Source organism: Kaistella sp. SH40-3 (genome assembly GCF_030686865.1).
Taxonomy (GTDB): domain Bacteria; phylum Bacteroidota; class Bacteroidia; order Flavobacteriales; family Weeksellaceae; genus Kaistella.
Genome location: NZ_JAQYUS010000005.1, coordinates 163169 through 179923, shown reverse-complemented (window position 1 = coordinate 179923; position 16755 = coordinate 163169). Strand labels below are relative to the sequence as shown.

The following is a 16755-nucleotide window of genomic DNA, read 5'->3' as shown; positions in this document are numbered from 1 at the left end:
AAATGCCATTTATTTTTGAATAAGTTTTCATTTAATATTTTTGTATTTTACAGAAATAGAATAAATAAGCATTCACTTCTAGATGATAAATTAGATTTTGACATTATTACTTCCTAAAAAAATGATCCTTTCAATTTTATGAATAATCAGGAAATTCTTCAACTTGCAAAAAATGCTCTTTCAATCGAAATTGCTGAACTTGAACATCTTAAAAATCGTTTAGACGACCAATTTTTAAAAGCCCTAGATATAATTAAATCATCCAAAGGCAAACTCATCATTGTAGGAATCGGCAAATCTGCACATGTCGGAAATAAAATGGTTGCAACCCTTAATTCTACTGGAACGCCATCGCAATTTCTGCACGCTTCAGAAGCAATTCATGGTGATTTGGGGGTTATTCAAAAAACAGATGTGGTTCTGTGTATTTCAAATTCAGGCAACTCGCCGGAAATTGTGACACTAGCGCCATTTCTTAAAGAATATTCTTCTCATCTCATCGGAATGACCGGAAATTTAAAAAGCAAACTTGCTGAATTTTCAGATGTTGTTCTTAATACTTTTGTAGAAAAAGAAGCCTGCCCAATTAAACTGGCTCCAACAAGTTCTACCACAGTTCAAATGGCTCTAGGTGATGCTTTAGCAGTTTGTTTAATGGAACTCAATGGGTTTAAAGAATCTGACTTTGCGAAATTTCATCCGGGCGGAAGTTTAGGTAAAAATCTTACCGCAAAAGTCGAGCAGTTTTTATCTCCACAAAAACCACAGGTTTCGGAAGAAGCCAGTTTACGGGACATCATAATTTCGGTAAGCAGTTCAAAACATGGAATTACCGTTGTGACGCAAGGCGAGGAAATAACTGGTGTAATTACTGACGGAGATTTACGCAGAATGCTAATGAGTGAACAGGATTTATCGAAATTCATTGCGAAAGATATTATGAGTAAAAATCCGAAGAGCGTTGATAAAAATGCTTTGGCAAAAGAAGCAATGCAGATTTTAAAAGATAAAAATATCGGTCAGTTAATAGTGACAGAGCATGGGAAATATTTTGGAATCATCGATATTCACCGCCTTCTTGATGAAGGGATCAATTGATTATAATTGAAATGATTTGCAAGTTATTCGCCAATAATTAATTAATTTCGCAACTTCAAAATACGCTGGTTGTAATTGAGGAGGCCAGTAACAAACTTTAAATTAAAATTTCGTGAGTGAAGGAAAGGAAATGTCTTTTTGGGGACACATCGGAGAATTGAGAGCACACTTGATTCGCTCGATGATTGCCGTTGTAATCTGTGCGATTGTGGTTGGATTTAATGTCAACTGGATAATGGATCATATTTTCTTCGGACCCACACGAAATGATTTTTTAACGTTTCGGGTGGTAAATCATTTTTCGCGTGAACTGATTGGGCACGACAGTATCACACTTCCCGCTCATTTTGCGGTTCAACAGAAGAAATTATTTCAACAGTTTAATGTAATGATGGCAGTATCCATCTTTGGTGGAATGGTCGCTGCATTCCCCTATTTGGTTTGGGAACTTTGGCGGTTTATTTCGCCGGCTCTTCATCCGAAAGAAAGAAAAAATTCGGTTTGGCTGATAAATTTCGTTTGGATTCTTTTCGCCTGTGGGATTCTTTGCGGTTACTTTTTAATTCTTCCATTCGCCATCAATTTCGGATTGCTTTTTAAAGTATCAGATTCCATTACCCAATTATTTGATTTAAGTGATTACACGACTCTTTTCCTTCAAATCGTTTTAGGAATGGGAGTTATTTTCCTTTTCCCGGTGATCGTTTATTTCCTGACAGCAATCGGAATTCTTACGCCAAAATTCATGAGAACGTATCGTCGTCACGCCATTGTTTTAATTATGGTTGTTGCAGCGATTATTACTCCGGCAGATGTTTTAAGTATGATGATGGCTGCATTTCCACTTCTTTTGTTATACGAATTCAGTATTATAATGAGTGCGTACACCTTTAAAAAAGTAGAAAAAAGAAAATTGGAAGAAGAACAGTTAAGAGGTTAATTAAAAATAAATATCAATAAAAAAAACACGCTTTCGGGCGTGTTTTACATTTTTAAAAAAGGCAGTTTAGTTTTCGATAAAATTTTTCAACTTAATAGAAACAATTTTCGTCCAGGCTTTGTCAAAAGCATCTTTGCTAAACTCTTCACCCAAATGTTCAAAATTTTCCAATCCTTTGTGTGTGAGTATTACTAAAGTTTTATCGCCCTCATCTTGAAGATTCCATTTAACAATTGTTTTGTCTTTTGTAATTTCGGGATACGACCACGAATATTTCAATTTTTCATTGGGAATAACTTCCAAAATTTCCCCATGATGCTGATATTTATTCTCACCATCTTTCTCATAAAAACTAAACTCAGTGTGTAAATCAGTATTGAAATCAGCGATATCGAAATACCAATCTTTCATTTGCGAACGATTGGTAATTGCGCTCCACACTTTATCAACTGGCGCATTAATACGTTGTTTAATAACTACATTATCGTGCATAATTTTATAAATTTATTGGGTTAAACAATTTGATTACTTAAAATTAAGCAAAATTACTGATGTGAGACAAGTAACATGATAAATATTTGGTTTACTTTCGTGCTTTATTTTTTTACTATTTTAACATTCAGAAATGATTATATTTATTATTGTTTTATTAACAATTTCCGCCGCAGTTTTTTTCATTTTTAATCATCCTCAATTTGGAAAGAAACCTTCAGGCAAAAGGCTGGAAAGGATTTTAAAATCTCCCAATTATAAAGACGGTGCTTTTCAAAATATAAGTCCTACGCCACAACTTGCAGAGGATACAAACATGGCCAAAGTAATGTTTCGGTTTCTCTTTGGAAATACACCGCGAAAAGTTCCTATGCAAAAATTTAATTTTGAAAAAACTGACTTACATCATATAAGTCCAGATGAAAATGTATTTATCTGGTTTGGACATTCCTCTTATTTCATTCAAGTCGATGGAAAAAAGATATTGGTAGATCCTGTCTTCTGTGGACATGCATCACCTTTTTCCTTCACGGGAAAAGCAATGGCAGGAACTGATCTTTACGAAGTCGAAGATATCCCTCAATTGGATTATTTGATTATCACGCACGATCACTGGGATCATCTGGATTATAAAACGGTGAAGAAATTAAACCCAAAGGTTGGTAAAGTCATCACCGGTTTAGGAACTGGCGAACATTTGGAACATTGGAATTATGAATCCTCAAAAATAATCGAACTTGATTGGGGCGAAAACTTTGATCTCGGAAATGGATTTAAAATTTACTGTGAAACAGGTCGCCATTTTTCGGGACGCAGTTTTAAAAGAAACCAAGCCATTTGGGCGAGTTTCGCCTTAATAACTCCAACGCAGAAAATTTACGTTGGTGGCGACAGTGGCTACGATTCTCATTTCAAAAAGATCGGTGAAAAATTTAATGGTTTTGATTTGGCAATCCTGGAGACCGGACAATACAATAAGGATTGGCGATACATTCACATGATTCCGGCAGAGCAACTCTTGGCCATGAAAGATTTGAATGCCAAACGAATGATTCCGGTTCATCATTCTAAATTTGTTCTGGCCACCCATCCTTGGGATGAACCATTAAAAAAAATTACAGAATTAAACACAGAGAATCTGAGAGTTATTACGCCAAAAATTGGAGAAAAAACAACTTGGGAAGATGATTCTAAAAAGTATGAGAAATGGTGGGAAACTTATGATTAATCAGCATTTAATTTTAATGATTGCAAGAATTTTAGATTTTAAATTATCTATTTTAGTACCTTCATTTGCCCTTTAAACTTTAAAGTAAATTTTATACGATGATTAAAAAATTACAAATATCTAATGGTCTCTTTTTGGTGTTCACCATCATCTTTAATTATTTAAGCAATACCGGAATTTTTAATGGTAAAACGATCGCGAATGTTTCTAATCAATACCACAATTTATTTACGCCTGCAGGTTATGCCTTTTCAATTTGGGGTTTCATTTATTTACTTTTAATTGGATTTGTCTTTTATACGGGCAGAAGTTTATTCAATCCTTCTAAAAATGAATCGGACGGATTTGTAGAAAAAATCGGCTGGTGGTTTGTCGTTTCATGTCTCGCCAATTGCGCCTGGATTTTGACGTGGCTTTACGATTTTACTGGTTTATCCGTAATCGTTCTTTTAATCGCGTTTATCTCTCTTTTAATAATATTAATGGAAGAATTAAAATACAATTCAGGAAACGCACAAAAATGGTTCGTTAATTTTCCTTTTCAAATTTACGCTGGTTGGGTAAGTGTTGCTTTAATCGCTGCCGTCGCTGCGTGGCTCACTAAAATTGAATGGAGCGGATTGGGAATTTCAGATGTTTCCTGGACAATCATTTTAATCATAATTGCGTCTCTAATTCACACCTTCATGACTTGGAAAAAGAACGCACCTGTGTTTGCTTTCGTTGCCGTTTGGGCTTTGGTTGCTATTGCAATGGCAAATAAAGAAGTTAATCAGGAGATTTATTTAGCAGCCTTGATTGCGGCCATAATTATTTTTATCAGCAGTTGTTTCAAAATATTAAAAAAAAAGTCCCTTTAATAATTGAATATTAAAGGGAGCAATTTCTTTCTCTTATCTAAATTGAATTTTATCTCGTTAACCAACCTCCGTTTTTAACCGTAGCAATTGAAAAAGGGAAAATCCAGAAAAGACCAAATAAATAAAACACACTGTACGGATAAGCCCAAAGCGCATCGATAAAATTATATTTTTTACTAAAAAACAACATCTGAATACTCGCAAAAATAAAAGTTCCCGTCAGTGCTGAACTTAGATATAAAAGCGGATGAGTCATTAAAAAATAGAACATCAAAATCATTAGAGGAAAAGCAGCAAGTAAGTTCACCCACTGATTGATAAAAATAAATCGTGCGCCTGTTTTGTTTTTCATTCTAAAATCATTAAAAATAAAACGGTTCATCATCAATGTTTCACGAACATTACTTCTGCCCCATCTTGTAAACATTTTGTGTAAAGTTTTAAATGAAGTCGGCGTATTGGTTAAAACGTTTGCATTTCTTTGAAACTGAACATCGTAACCTTGTTTTAAAATTAAATTCGTCATCGCACGATCTTCTCCAATTGTTGCCGCACGTCCGAAAAATGTTTGGTCAATCCAATCTGTAAGACAATGTAAAACCGCTTCTCTACGATAAGCAGATAATGCTCCAGGCGTACATAATACAAATCCTAACGAACTTTGTGCAGCCCGCATAAATTCAAAACTAAATACGAAACTTACGTTCAGCATTCTTGGAATCATGCCTTGGTTTTTGTTCAAAACTTTTACATTTCCAGCAACTGCACCACAGTTTTTGTTGACTGCAAAAGGACTCACCAAATTTCTAATCGTATTTTTTTCTACAACGGAATCGCTATCGATTGAAATAAAAACGTCGCCGTTTCCTGTAGTAAAACCAAGATGTAGTGCGTGTCTTTTTCCTTTGTTTTCAGGTTGTTTATAAACCGTAATCGTATTTCCTAAATCGGTATTTGCTTTGTTAATCCAAAACCAAGTATCATCGCTACTTCCATCATCTACCGCAATAACTTCCATTTTATGCATCGGGAAATCACTTGCAGCAATACTTAATAATGTTTCATAAACCAACTTTCCTTCATTATACGCCGGTACAATTACGGTACAACTTGGCAGTTCTTCATCTGAAACTGATTTCACCGCTTTATATTTAAAAAATAAATAAGCAATATAAATAAGAAACGAAACCTGGAATATTAAGATGGTTAACAAAGAGAACACTAAAATTCGTCCAGAAATCGTCTGCATTCTTACAAAATGAAGTTCTTCAAAATAAGGACTAAAATTATTAACCGCATAAATAGCGCTAAACATTACAATTTGAACCGCAATTAAAACGCCGAATTCCTTCTTACTTAATGCTTTTATTTTTGAGACCGCACGAGATATTTTATCACGCAAAAATTCTTTTTTTATTCGATTTTCTTTCATTTTCCTAAACTTTATAGTTACTAACTAAATTCACTTACAAAGTAAAGGGAAACAGATTTTTTTTTCGGGAAAATCGAGTCGATGTTTGTCGAGAGTATTGTAGATATTTATCTACAATACAACATTTTAGAGATCATGATGCGTTCTTACCAAGTCAATTAAATCAACCAAAGTGTCGACTTTAAGTTTGTCAAAAATCCTTTTTTTAAAGGTGCTTACGGTATTTTGTCGAAGCGATAAACTGTTTGCAATTTCGAGGTTTCCAAATCCTTTTGCATATAATAATGCAATTTCCAATTCTCTTTCGGTGAGTTGATTTAAAGGATTTAAAAGCGCAATATGTTCATCTGATAACTGTAACATTTTTGTGGTAAATGGCGGAAAAGAACTTCCTTTTTCAACCATTTCCTTAATTGCATTTTGAATTTCGTTTTCTTCACTTAACTTATTGAGAAAACCATCAGCACCTTCATTAATAAATTTTAAAGAATAATTTTCTTCCTCAAAACTGGTAAAAATCAGAATTTTAATTTCGGGTTGAAGACTTTTTATTTCCGCAATAATTGAAAGCGAATTCCCATCGGGAAACTGTGCATCTAAAATAGCAATGTCAAAAGAGTTCGATTTAATTTGACTTAAAATCTGTTCCAAACTCGAAGCATGAATAATCTCGGGATTTTCAGAAACATCTCCAATAATAAATTGAAGTCCCTGACGAACAATATTATGATCATCACCCAACAGAAATTTTATCGATTTATTCATTTTGCAATATTCAGATTAATGGCGAAAGTTACGGTTGTTCCTTTTCCTAAAGTACTTTGTGCGGAAATAGTTCCCTGAAAAAGATCAATGATTTCCTTGCATAAATTTAAACCTAAACCTGCACCAAGATTATCAATTTCAGTAGAAACAACTCCTTGAAAATAAGGTTCAAAAATCTTTTTAATATCTGATTTCGAAATTCCTGCGCCAGTGTCAGAAACCGAAACATTGAGTCTTACTATTTTTTCGTTGACCTGATTCGTATTTAAATTTACTTCAATTTTACCGTCTTCTGTAAACTTATTCGCATTCCCCAAAATATTCGTGAAAACCTGATGAATCTTAATGTTATCAGCCAAAACAATTGTTTCAGGATGAATATTATTTTTTACTTCAAAAACATTATTTTTTGATTCGATATAAGGTTCAAATGCCCGAAATATCGATTCAATTTCATTTCGAAGATTAAATTCTATAGGTCTTAATTCAACTTTCTTTTCTTGATTTTTGGTGTATTCCAATATTTGATTGGCTTGAATTAATAAGGAATTATTGGTAAATTTTATGGTTTTCAAATAATCTGCAATATTTTCATCTTTTGTTTTTTTGCTGATTCTATCGATAAAAATATTAATAATTTTTAAAGGTGAACGGATTTCATGACTCAACATTCCTAAAATTTTATTTTTAAAATTCAGGTTTTTGTTAATTTCCTCGTAAGCCAACTTCAATTTTTTCTCATAAAGATAAGATTGTCTGTTGTAGTAAACGATGACGATCATTACAAAGAACATCAAAATCATTAATCCCAACACCGAATATCTTCTAATTTTATTGTTAATTGAATTTTGTTCGTACAGATCTTTTTCCAGATTTTTACTGAAATCACTTACCGCAATATTATAAATCCCCATCCAATTATTGCTATAGACAATCAATTGGTCGTAAATCTGATACAGATTATTATTCTTGGTTTGCGAGGCCGTAATACCAGATTCATACTTCTTTATTTCATTGCCGTAATGGTTATTTACCGCGTTTATAATACTATCAATGTCGTTTTTAATTTGGTCAGTATTTACAGAATCTCCGTATTTGGTCGAAATAATTGTGAGTTCTCTTTGAACGTCGACATCATTTTTTACCGCTGCTTTCAGTCGGTTCAGAAGCGTTTTTTTCTGGACGCTGTCTAACCGATACTCTACTTTAGTATCATAAATTTTCGGAATACTTTTGACTTGAAAATCTTTTATTTTAAAAGGAACTTTTTCGGGCGCAGGTTTCTTGAACTCACGATAAACAGAATTAATCGATTTCTCCAGATTCGGAAGTTTTGAAAGTTCAGATTTTCTCGAATTAATAAAACTTTTTAAAGAAGGATTAATATTTTTATAAGCGCTAATACTGTCCAAATTTTTATTTAGATTACGCAAAGATTGAAAATAAGATTCTAAATATTTTTTATCATTATTAAAGACGTATTTCTGCAAATTATCTTGTGCGCTCAACAAATCTTTTCTGGAATTTTCCATTAAATTCTTCAGAACGTGAGTTTCCTGAATTTGATTCTCAATAACTTCAACTTTCTTTCCGTTAAAATATTCGTTATAAATAAAGATACAGATGATGATTTGAATGCACAAAGTACACGCAATCAGCGAATAATGTATAAGTTGTCTGTATTTAGTTTTATAAATCATTCCATTAATTGAAAAGAAAAATGTTATCTGATTTTTATTATTCTTTAAACCTATCGAAAAATGAGCATCAATGCAAAGAATCTGCCGAAGACGTTTATATTTTTACTTAAAATTTTATTTTATCTAAAATAAGTTATTTTTTAGTAATAAAATGAACTTGCAAAAAATTAGCAGAAACAAAATTCACATGATTTCTAAATTTTTAAAACTAAAGATTGACTATTCGAAGAGTCTTTTTTATTTTCTTAAATTTACGCTCACTAAAAAATAAAAAATGAATAACGCATATATCATCGATGGAACACGTTCTGCGATTGGAAATTTCAAAGGAAGTTTGGCACCCGTAAGAACGGATGATTTAATGGCTTCTGTCCTAAAAAGTTTAATTGAGAAAAATCCAGATTTACCTTTAGATAAAATTGATGATGTGATTATCGGTTGCGCTAATCAAGCCGGCGAAGACAATCGTAATGTTGCGAGAATGGCTTTGCTTTTGGCTGGAATCCCAATTAATGTTCCGGGTGAAACGGTAAACAGATTGTGTGCCTCTGGAATGAGTTCGATTGTACACGCAATGCGCGCGATCAGATCAGGAGAAGGAGATTTATTCATTTCTGGTGGCGTTGAAGGAATGTCGAGAGCGCCTTATGTTCTTTCTAAATCAGAATCGGCGTTTGGAACAGATTCTAAAATGTTTGATTCCAGTTTTGGATGGCGTTTTGTGAATCCTGCCATGGAAAAAATGTACGGAATTGATGCCATGGGAAAAACTGCAGAAAATCTCGCAGACCAATATAAAATCTCCCGTGAAGAACAGGATAAATTTGCTTTGAATTCTCAAATGAAAGCGACAAAAGCACAAGAATCTGGTAGATTTGCAGAAGAAATTTCTGACATCAAAATTCCGCAAAGAAAAGGTGATGCAATTGTCATTAATAAAGATGAATTCATCAAACCTACTTCTACTGTAGAAATTTTAGGAAAATTAAGACCGGCTTTCATGAAGGAAAACGGAACAGTAACCGCAGGAAATTCTTCAGGATTAAATGATGGTGCTGCTGCCGTAATTATTGCTTCTGATGATGCCGTAAAAAACTACAACTTAAAACCTTTGGCGAAAATCGTAAGTTCTGCCGTTGTTGGTGTTGAACCAAGAATTATGGGAATTGGTCCGGTTGAAGCGACCAAATTAGCATTAAAAAGAGCGAACTTAACTTTAGATCAAATTGATATTATCGAGTTGAATGAAGCGTTTGCCGCCCAAAGTATCGCCTGTTTAAAAGAACTCGGAATCGCAAATGACGATGCAAGAGTTAATGTAAATGGTGGCGCAATTTCACTCGGTCATCCACTTGGAATGAGCGGAACCAGAATTACTTATTCTGCGGCTTTGGAACTTCAAAAAACCGGTAAAAAATATGCGTTGGCAACAATGTGTATCGGCGTTGGACAAGGTTACGCGATTATTCTGGAAAACGTAAATATCTAGATTAGATCGATAAAATTTACAGAACCCTTTCAGCCTTTAAAAGGCTGAAAGGGTTTTTTTAGTTGAAAGTTTTTTCCAGCATTATTAAAAAGAACATTTAATTTGACTGAACTTTCGTCGGATCATCATAATTCACCATCCAGTCGATACCGAATTTATCTTTCCACATTCCGAAATAAGCGCCCCAAAAAGTATCTTCGAGCGGCATGGTCACTACTCCACCTTCGGATAATTTATTAAATAAATTTTCAGTTTCTACGCGGGAATCTGCATTGATCGAAATCGAGAAATTATTTCCATGCGAAAATCCGTGAGTTCCAGGGAGAACATCGCTTCCGTACAAAATCGTTTCTTTGGAAATCTCTAATCGTACGTGCATCACCCTGTTTTTTTGCTCGTCGGACAAAGGTGGCATTCCTTCCTGTGGGGGCATATCGCCGAAATAATTAATATCTGCAAAGTCTTTTCCGAAGGCATTTTTATAAAATTCAAATGCTTCTTTGCAGTTTCCATCAAACATTAAATAAGGATTTACTGTTGCCATAATTTTAAATTTAAATTATTGATTTTCCCAGTTGGTTGGGTAATTTAAAACACCGTCATAACTTTTCCAATTACCGATGAATTCGATAAATTGTTTTTCGATTTTCTCGGTTTTTTTATTCCACATAAAAGTGTAAATAAATTTTCCTTTCAAGATTCCTGAGTGTTTTCCTGTTCTTTCTTCTGCAAATTCATATTCACCGAAAACCGTATTTCGTTTTGTGCCCGGTTTATATTTGGTGATTTTAAGTTTGCCCTCGAATTTGGTATTTGTTTTTTCAACCAAAGAAAAGCCGGAAACAAAATATTCCTGATCGTTCTTTCTATCTTGTTCAGAAGTTAAAATCCTCAATTTAATAGGCATCTTTTCGGCACTGATTGTTCCCAGATAAGGTTGGGAATTATTCATCCAGACACTCGAAATATTGGGCATTTGAGCCAGGGCAAAACTGCTGATGAGCAGCAATAAAAGGGTTAGGTTTTTCATCATGATTGTGTTTTTATCTAAAAATTACTTTATCGATATTATGTGGTGTAAAATTCGAAAACCAAATCTGGTGGATTTCATGTTCTCCTTTTTTCAATTCACCCTTGAACGTTACGGTTGCACCATGCTGCGTTGGTGACATTTCTTTATCGGTCTGAATTCTAATTTTACCTGTAAAGATTCCCGGATTTGCCTCTTCAGATTGTTCTTGAAAGTTAAAATCTCCAAAAAGCAAAACACTGTCTGGCTCATTTTTTACATCGAATTTTTCTTTGAAAATAATCTCTCCTTTAAACGGAGTCAGATTCCCCTGAAAGTTTGTAACTCCTTCTACCAAATATCTTTCAGGTTTTTGGACATTCTTTTTTATGGAGTCAAATTTTATTTTAAAAAATTTATCCTTGTCAGCCTCACCAGCATAAAACGTATCCTTATTATGAATTCTAGACGTAAGGTCTGCATCTTTGGAAGAAAATAAATTCTGACTCTGACCAAATAAGCCCGTCGATATTCCTAAAAATAGTATTAAAAAATATTTCATATTAAACTCCAAATTGTTCCAGATGATGATTCAAATGTTTCGCAAACATATTGTTCCATTCCTGCGCTTTTAGTTTTCCGAAAGAGAACGATTCTTTTCCGTCAAATGCGTCTCTCCCTAACTGTTGTGTTTTTTGAATGAAGCCGATTAATCGTTTTTTTTCTAAATCGAAATCCTGATCTCCATGTATTTTAAACTGTGGTGCCGTTGGCGAATTTTGCGAATAGGATTTTTCTCCCACTACTTTTGGTTTTACAAAATTCTTTAAAATAAACTTCGCAATTCCGCTTGGTGCTTTATGTTTTTGGGCTTCATAAACCATTTCATAAGTGACGTTGCAGTGAGCCAGCATTTGGTCCACGCTCATGGTACCCCACTTCCCTTTCGTTTCGGGAGTAAGTTTGTTGATTCTGTCGATATAGTTTTGTGCTTCTTTCGCGTTGAAGATGTCTTGCATAGTTTGGTTTTACTTTAACAAAAATAGAAATTATTAACGTACTATTTTCAAATTAAATTTCACTTCTGATTCTACTTAATGTTTCCTGCGAAATTCCCAGATAAGTCGCAATCATTCCCAAAGGAGCACGCAGAATAATGTTGGGATTTTCTTCCAAAAGTTGGGCATATTTTTCTTTCGCCGTCATGTGTTGAAGTGAACTGATTCTTTTGGTCATTTGCGTCATTAAATTCCCCAAAATAAACCGACTGAAATTGGCTGAAGTTAAAGAAACCGAACATAGTTCTTCTAACTTTTTATAGTCACAAAAGGTAATGGTGCTTTCTTCTAAAGTTTCAATATTATAAATGGAAGGAACATTTGCGAAAATCGTGTCGATGCTGCCAAACGATTTTCCTTCTGAATAAAAATTGGTGGTAATGTCTTTTCCTTTTTCAAAATAATAGGTTCGCGCCAAACCATCTTCCATGTAATAAACGTTGCGGTTGTAGGAATTCTGATGGCTTAATAATTCGCCTTTTGGAAAAGTTTTGGTTTGCGTTTCAGTTCGGAAAAAGTCTTCCGTAATCGGATCTAATTTGATGTATTTTGAAATTTGTTCTAAAAGTTTCACGTAATGTGGTTTTCACAAAAATACTAAAAGAATCTGGTAAAGATGCAGAGACTTTGAATTAATAATTACTGGTGAAAGAAGCATAATCTGCAGCCCGACTTGAACGGAAATCCTTTTTTTTTGTAGGGGCAAAGCATTGGCAAAAAAAGATTGGGAGTGGAAGGCGGAAATCGCTGCCATAAAAAACAATAAAAAATAAAAAAGATTCGGCTTTGCCAAATGTCTGCCATAACAACACTAAAAAAAGAACGTCTAAACCGAAGTCCAGACGTTCTCAACAAACAAACAGTATGAAAACTGTTATTTTTTAATTCAGAAAATTTTCATCGTCGATGATTAAGTTCGGATTCTCCTCCGTAGGAATTTCCTCCTCGTAATCTTCTGAAATATTGTATTTTTTGAATAGGAAATGGATTTTAATTTTCAAAGCGATCCAGCCGATAATGAAATAAACCCAACCTAAAATCAGCAAGTGAACCAGATATTTTTTCGTCAAAATTGCAGATCCGTTTTGAACAACCATAATCTTCAGCGCTTCTAAATACGGCGTTAAAGGAATAATTGCCGTAAAGTTTTTGATAAATTCCGGCATGGCGTAAGTCGGCCACGTAAATCCACTGATGATAAATGCAGGTGACGCGATCACCATTAAATACTGAGTTGCTTTCAGCGCATCTGGAATTACGATACTTACCAAAACGCCCAGATTGGTTGCTGCAACAACAAAAACTGCCGTGATTAAAAAGAAATTCCAGACATTATCCGGGACGGGAATCTTGAAATAGAGACTGCACAGATAAAAGAAAAGAATGTTGAAATTCGCAAAAACCCAGATTGGCAGACATTTTATCGCCATAACGGCAACGGCATATTTTTCCTTCCCTGCGAAATCTTTGATGAAAGATTCTCTTTTAAATTCTTCCGAAAATGAAACAGCCATCGCGAGTAAAATCACCTGCTGTAAAACGACCGCCATCATTGCAGGCCACATAAAAATAAGGTAATTGCTGGTCGTGTTGAAGAGCGTAATATAATTCGCTTTGAAAGGTTCGAACTGGGTTTTTGCCAAATCGGCATTCATCCCTTTTTTTTGTAGGGCTTTTATTTCTGCTCCGGCGGAAAAAGTTCCGAGAGTTTGTTGAATGGCTTTCGTCGCAAAGTTTGCGGTCAACACGTTTGAGGTGTTCACATAAACATTCACTTCCGGATATTTTTTCTGCAGCATCATGGCTTCAAACCTTTCGGGAATGATGATTACAGCGGCTGCTTCCGTTTTTATGGTTTCATCTTTCAGGTTTGCTGGTTCGTTGATGTAACTCAGCACTTTTATCGCTTTGCTGTCCTGAAGCATTTCCAAAAGTTGATCGGATAAAGGCGTGTTGTCGTGATTCACCACGATCACGGGAATGTTTTCTACTTTCCCGGATTGGTAAGTAAATCCAATCAATAACGCATAGAAAACCGGCGCTAAAAAGAAAACCGAAATCAAGGTTTTGTTCGTTAAGAACAGGCGGAATTCCCTTTTTAATAAATATTTGATCTGTTTCATTTTGTGACTTTTAATTATACAATTACTTTAAAGTCACGTTAGAATTCACCAAAATATCTTTTGCTGCCTTCTGATTTTCGGGCACTACTTTGATTTCGTAAATCGCTTCTTCCGGTTCGTAATCAGGGAAAGCGGTCGTAATATCTGCATATTTTGCCAGTTGTTTGATGGCGACAATTTTTCCGGTAAATTCTTTTTTATTATAATTCACCAACATTTTCACGGTCATTCCTTTTTGATATTTTGCAATTTTACTTTCAGGAATCGTAAATCGGAAATACGAAGTTTCAGGAATATAACCTGTGAAAAGCGGATAACCTGCCGTTGCCAATTCTCCTTTGTTCAAAGCGATGGTTTCAATTTCCATGTCATTGGTGGCGATAATATATTTTTCAGAATTCGCAATATTCGCTTCCTGCAATGCACCGGCTGCTTGATTTGCTTGTCCTTGAGCCATTTCAATTTTTTCGTAGCGCGTTCCGGACTGTACATCATGAAGTTCAGCATTCACCGCATCCAACTGTGCTTTTGCACCTTGGTATTTTGCAAAATATTCGTCGTAATTTTGGGGCGAAAGTAAACTATCATTATACATATTTTTTGCTCTGTTAAAAGATTTCTGAGCATATTGAAACTGCTCTTGTAAACCTTTTTGTTTGGCTTTCAACTGACGAAGTTGATCGTTGGTTGCGCCATTTTTCGCCATTTGAACTTGCGCTCTGGCTGCAGAAGTTGCACCTTTTGCCTGCGCAATTCTCGCGGAAACTTCCGGAACATCTAAAATTGCAAGCGTATCGCCCACTTTCACGGTTTGTCCTTCTTCTACTTTAATGGTGAGAATTCTTCCGGTTAATTTTGGTGCGAAGGAAACAATTTCCTTTTTCGTTTTGCCCACAATTGCTCTTTCAGGTTTTGATTCTTTACAGCCCGAAAGTGCGAGAACACTTGCGAAAGCCAAAGAAGTTAATATAGTATTTTTCATGTCTATTGTTTGTTTGTTGTTGTAATGTTGAAGGAATTTTCGTCCGTCTTTTTCTCTTATCTAAAAGTCTATTATCTATTATCTTTTAGTCTGTCCTCTTTAATTTAAAGTTTTTCAATCTGCAAATTCTGCGTAGATTTCATAAGTTCGATAGCGCTTCTTCTTTGATTAAAGATGGCGTTCTGATATTCCAGTTCTGCGTTTTCTAAATCATTTTCAGCATCGATTAAGGCAGATGAAGTTTTGGTTCCGTAACGGAATTCTTTCTCAACTTGTTCTAAACCTTGTTTTGCAATTTCTCTGGATTTTTCTTTCAACTTTATTTGGGCGTTTGCAATCGTATAATTCGTTTGATTATTGGCTAAATTCAGATTCAATTTTTTGGAGGCATCGCGTTTTTTATTTTCTAAAATCTCTTTTTCAATCTTGGCTTTTTCAACCTGATATTTTCCTTCATTTCCATCTAAGACATCCCATTTAAAACCAATCCCAGCCTGAAAAATTGGCAAAATATTTAAAGCAGCCGGACTCAAATCCAGTTTTTTTCCGGTATTTGGCAAGAGTTCTTTTGAAGTAGAAATATTATTATTAAAAAGTCCAAAATAACTCACTGAAGTTTGTGCCTGAACTTTTGGAATCCACCATCTTTCCTCGGCTTTAATTTTAAAATCAGTGGCTTTTATTCCGTGATCCAAGGCTTGAATCTCTACTCTATTTTCAATATTCTGATCGAGAACTTCGTAAATTATCGTTTGCAGTTGTGGTTGAATTAAAGCGATTCTTTCTCTTTCGATTCCAGTCAATATTTCGATTTGGGTAATCAGCAATTCTTTTTTTCCTTCGTACTCTACTAATTTGGAATCCAAAGTTGCTTGAGCCAATTCAATTTTTTTGTGATCGTAAGGCGTAATTAATCCGTAACCCAATGCTTTGTCAGCCGTTTTTTTATTGATGTCTAAACGTTTTTTCGCTTCGTCTAAAACTTTTTTCGATTCCTGAACCAAAGCCATTTGATCATACGCTTTTGAAATCTCCGTAATGATTTCATCACGGCTTTTCTGCATCAATAAGTTTTCTGAAATATTTTTCTCCTTGTTCGCTTCTTTCAGATATTTCACTTTTCCACCGGAATAAATTAAAGCAGTTGCTTCGGCTTTTGCCATGGCAGAAATTCCGGAAATATTCAGGTTATTATTAAGTTGACCTTCGGGAATAATCGCACCGGGAAAGATTGGAGGAATTGCAGGAATACCGAATTCCGGAGATTTTAAATGAGCGCTTGCGTACAGATAACCGGTTTTTCCGGAAACTTCAACTTTCGGAAGAAAAACATCTTTCAGTTTTTGATCATCGAGTTTGGTGTATTTATTTTCAAGCGCTTGTTGCGTTAATGTTCCGTCGTTCACCAAAGCATGATCGATCAATTCCTGTAAAGTCGGTGCTTGTTGCGCAAATAGGAATGCTGGAAAAAGCAGCAGCAATTTGCCCAAATTATTTTTAAACGTTTTCATTTTCTCTATTTGTTTGTTTGATGGTACAAAGTTGCGGAGAATGGAAATCAAATCCTTTGACATTTGTC

17 protein-coding genes are annotated in these 16755 nt (G+C 34.7%); 5 read left to right on the top strand and 12 right to left on the bottom strand.

Features of this window, described 5'->3' with window-relative positions; genetic code table 11:
• The first annotated feature begins 138 nt into the window (after positions 1–138).
• Positions 139–1098 carry an SIS domain-containing protein gene (locus tag PUH65_RS10010; RefSeq protein ID WP_305519862.1) on the top strand — a complete coding sequence of 320 codons (960 nt, stop codon included), beginning with the start codon at positions 139–141 and terminating at the stop codon, positions 1096–1098.
• A gap of 112 nt (positions 1099–1210) precedes the next feature.
• On the top strand, positions 1211–2038 hold the full coding sequence (tatC, locus tag PUH65_RS10005; RefSeq protein WP_305519861.1) for a twin-arginine translocase subunit TatC: 828 nt from the start codon (positions 1211–1213) through the stop codon (positions 2036–2038).
• 66 nt (positions 2039–2104) lie between these two features.
• Here tatC and PUH65_RS10000 read toward each other — a convergent pair whose 3' ends face one another.
• Positions 2105–2530, bottom strand: a complete 426-nt coding sequence (locus tag PUH65_RS10000; RefSeq protein WP_305519860.1) for an SRPBCC domain-containing protein — start codon at positions 2528–2530, stop codon at positions 2105–2107.
• Positions 2531–2663: 133 nt separating this feature from the next.
• Between PUH65_RS10000 and PUH65_RS09995 the strand changes: the two genes are divergently transcribed.
• Positions 2664–3758 (top strand): MBL fold metallo-hydrolase, encoded by a 1095-nt coding sequence (locus tag PUH65_RS09995; RefSeq protein WP_305519859.1) that lies wholly within the window; start codon positions 2664–2666, stop codon positions 3756–3758.
• A gap of 98 nt (positions 3759–3856) precedes the next feature.
• Positions 3857–4618, top strand: coding sequence for a tryptophan-rich sensory protein (locus PUH65_RS09990; RefSeq protein ID WP_305519858.1), 762 nt, complete (start codon positions 3857–3859; stop codon positions 4616–4618).
• Between the two features lie 49 nt (positions 4619–4667).
• Here the strand turns inward: PUH65_RS09990 and PUH65_RS09985 are convergent, their stop codons facing one another.
• The 3 genes from PUH65_RS09985 to PUH65_RS09975 all read right to left on the bottom strand — a co-directional run bounded on the left by PUH65_RS09985 (position 4668) and on the right by PUH65_RS09975 (position 8515).
• Positions 4668–6050 carry a glycosyltransferase family 2 protein gene (locus tag PUH65_RS09985; protein WP_305519857.1) on the bottom strand — a complete coding sequence of 461 codons (1383 nt, stop codon included), beginning with the start codon at positions 6048–6050 and terminating at the stop codon, positions 4668–4670.
• Positions 6051–6176: 126 nt separating this feature from the next.
• A complete protein-coding gene (locus PUH65_RS09980) occupies positions 6177–6815 on the bottom strand; it encodes a response regulator transcription factor (RefSeq protein ID WP_305519856.1) in 639 nt (212 codons plus the stop codon).
• Positions 6812–8515, bottom strand: coding sequence for an ATP-binding protein (locus tag PUH65_RS09975; protein ID WP_305519855.1), 1704 nt, complete (start codon positions 8513–8515; stop codon positions 6812–6814). The genes PUH65_RS09980 and PUH65_RS09975 overlap by 4 nt, the downstream gene beginning before the upstream one ends.
• Positions 8516–8789: 274 nt before the next feature.
• Here PUH65_RS09975 and pcaF point away from each other — a divergent pair, with 274 nt between their 5' ends.
• Positions 8790–10004, top strand: coding sequence for a 3-oxoadipyl-CoA thiolase (gene pcaF, locus PUH65_RS09970; RefSeq protein ID WP_305519854.1), 1215 nt, complete (start codon positions 8790–8792; stop codon positions 10002–10004).
• A 97-nt stretch (positions 10005–10101) separates the two neighbouring features.
• Here the strand turns inward: pcaF and PUH65_RS09965 are convergent, their stop codons facing one another.
• From PUH65_RS09965 to PUH65_RS09930, 8 genes are all read right to left on the bottom strand, one after another.
• Entirely contained in the window at positions 10102–10548 is a 447-nt protein-coding gene (locus PUH65_RS09965) for a VOC family protein (RefSeq protein ID WP_305519853.1), read from the bottom strand.
• Positions 10549–10563: 15 nt separating this feature from the next.
• Complete coding sequence (locus PUH65_RS09960) at positions 10564–11037, bottom strand: hypothetical protein (RefSeq protein WP_305519852.1); 474 nt, start codon at positions 11035–11037, stop codon at positions 10564–10566.
• Between the two features lie 10 nt (positions 11038–11047).
• Positions 11048–11575: a hypothetical protein gene (locus PUH65_RS09955; RefSeq protein WP_305519851.1), complete on the bottom strand. Its 528-nt coding sequence runs from the start codon at positions 11573–11575 to the stop codon at positions 11048–11050.
• A gap of 1 nt (position 11576) precedes the next feature.
• Entirely contained in the window at positions 11577–12032 is a 456-nt protein-coding gene (locus PUH65_RS09950; protein ID WP_305519850.1) for a DUF1569 domain-containing protein, read from the bottom strand.
• Between the two features lie 52 nt (positions 12033–12084).
• Positions 12085–12645, bottom strand: coding sequence for a Crp/Fnr family transcriptional regulator (locus PUH65_RS09945; RefSeq protein ID WP_305519849.1), 561 nt, complete (start codon positions 12643–12645; stop codon positions 12085–12087).
• A 307-nt stretch (positions 12646–12952) separates the two neighbouring features.
• Entirely contained in the window at positions 12953–14194 is a 1242-nt protein-coding gene (locus PUH65_RS09940) for an ABC transporter permease (RefSeq protein WP_305519848.1), read from the bottom strand.
• 22 nt (positions 14195–14216) lie between these two features.
• On the bottom strand, positions 14217–15176 hold the full coding sequence (locus PUH65_RS09935) for an HlyD family secretion protein (protein ID WP_305519847.1): 960 nt from the start codon (positions 15174–15176) through the stop codon (positions 14217–14219).
• A gap of 104 nt (positions 15177–15280) precedes the next feature.
• On the bottom strand, positions 15281–16687 hold the full coding sequence (locus PUH65_RS09930) for a TolC family protein (RefSeq protein ID WP_305519846.1): 1407 nt from the start codon (positions 16685–16687) through the stop codon (positions 15281–15283).
• Between the last annotated feature and the right edge of the window lie 68 nt (positions 16688–16755).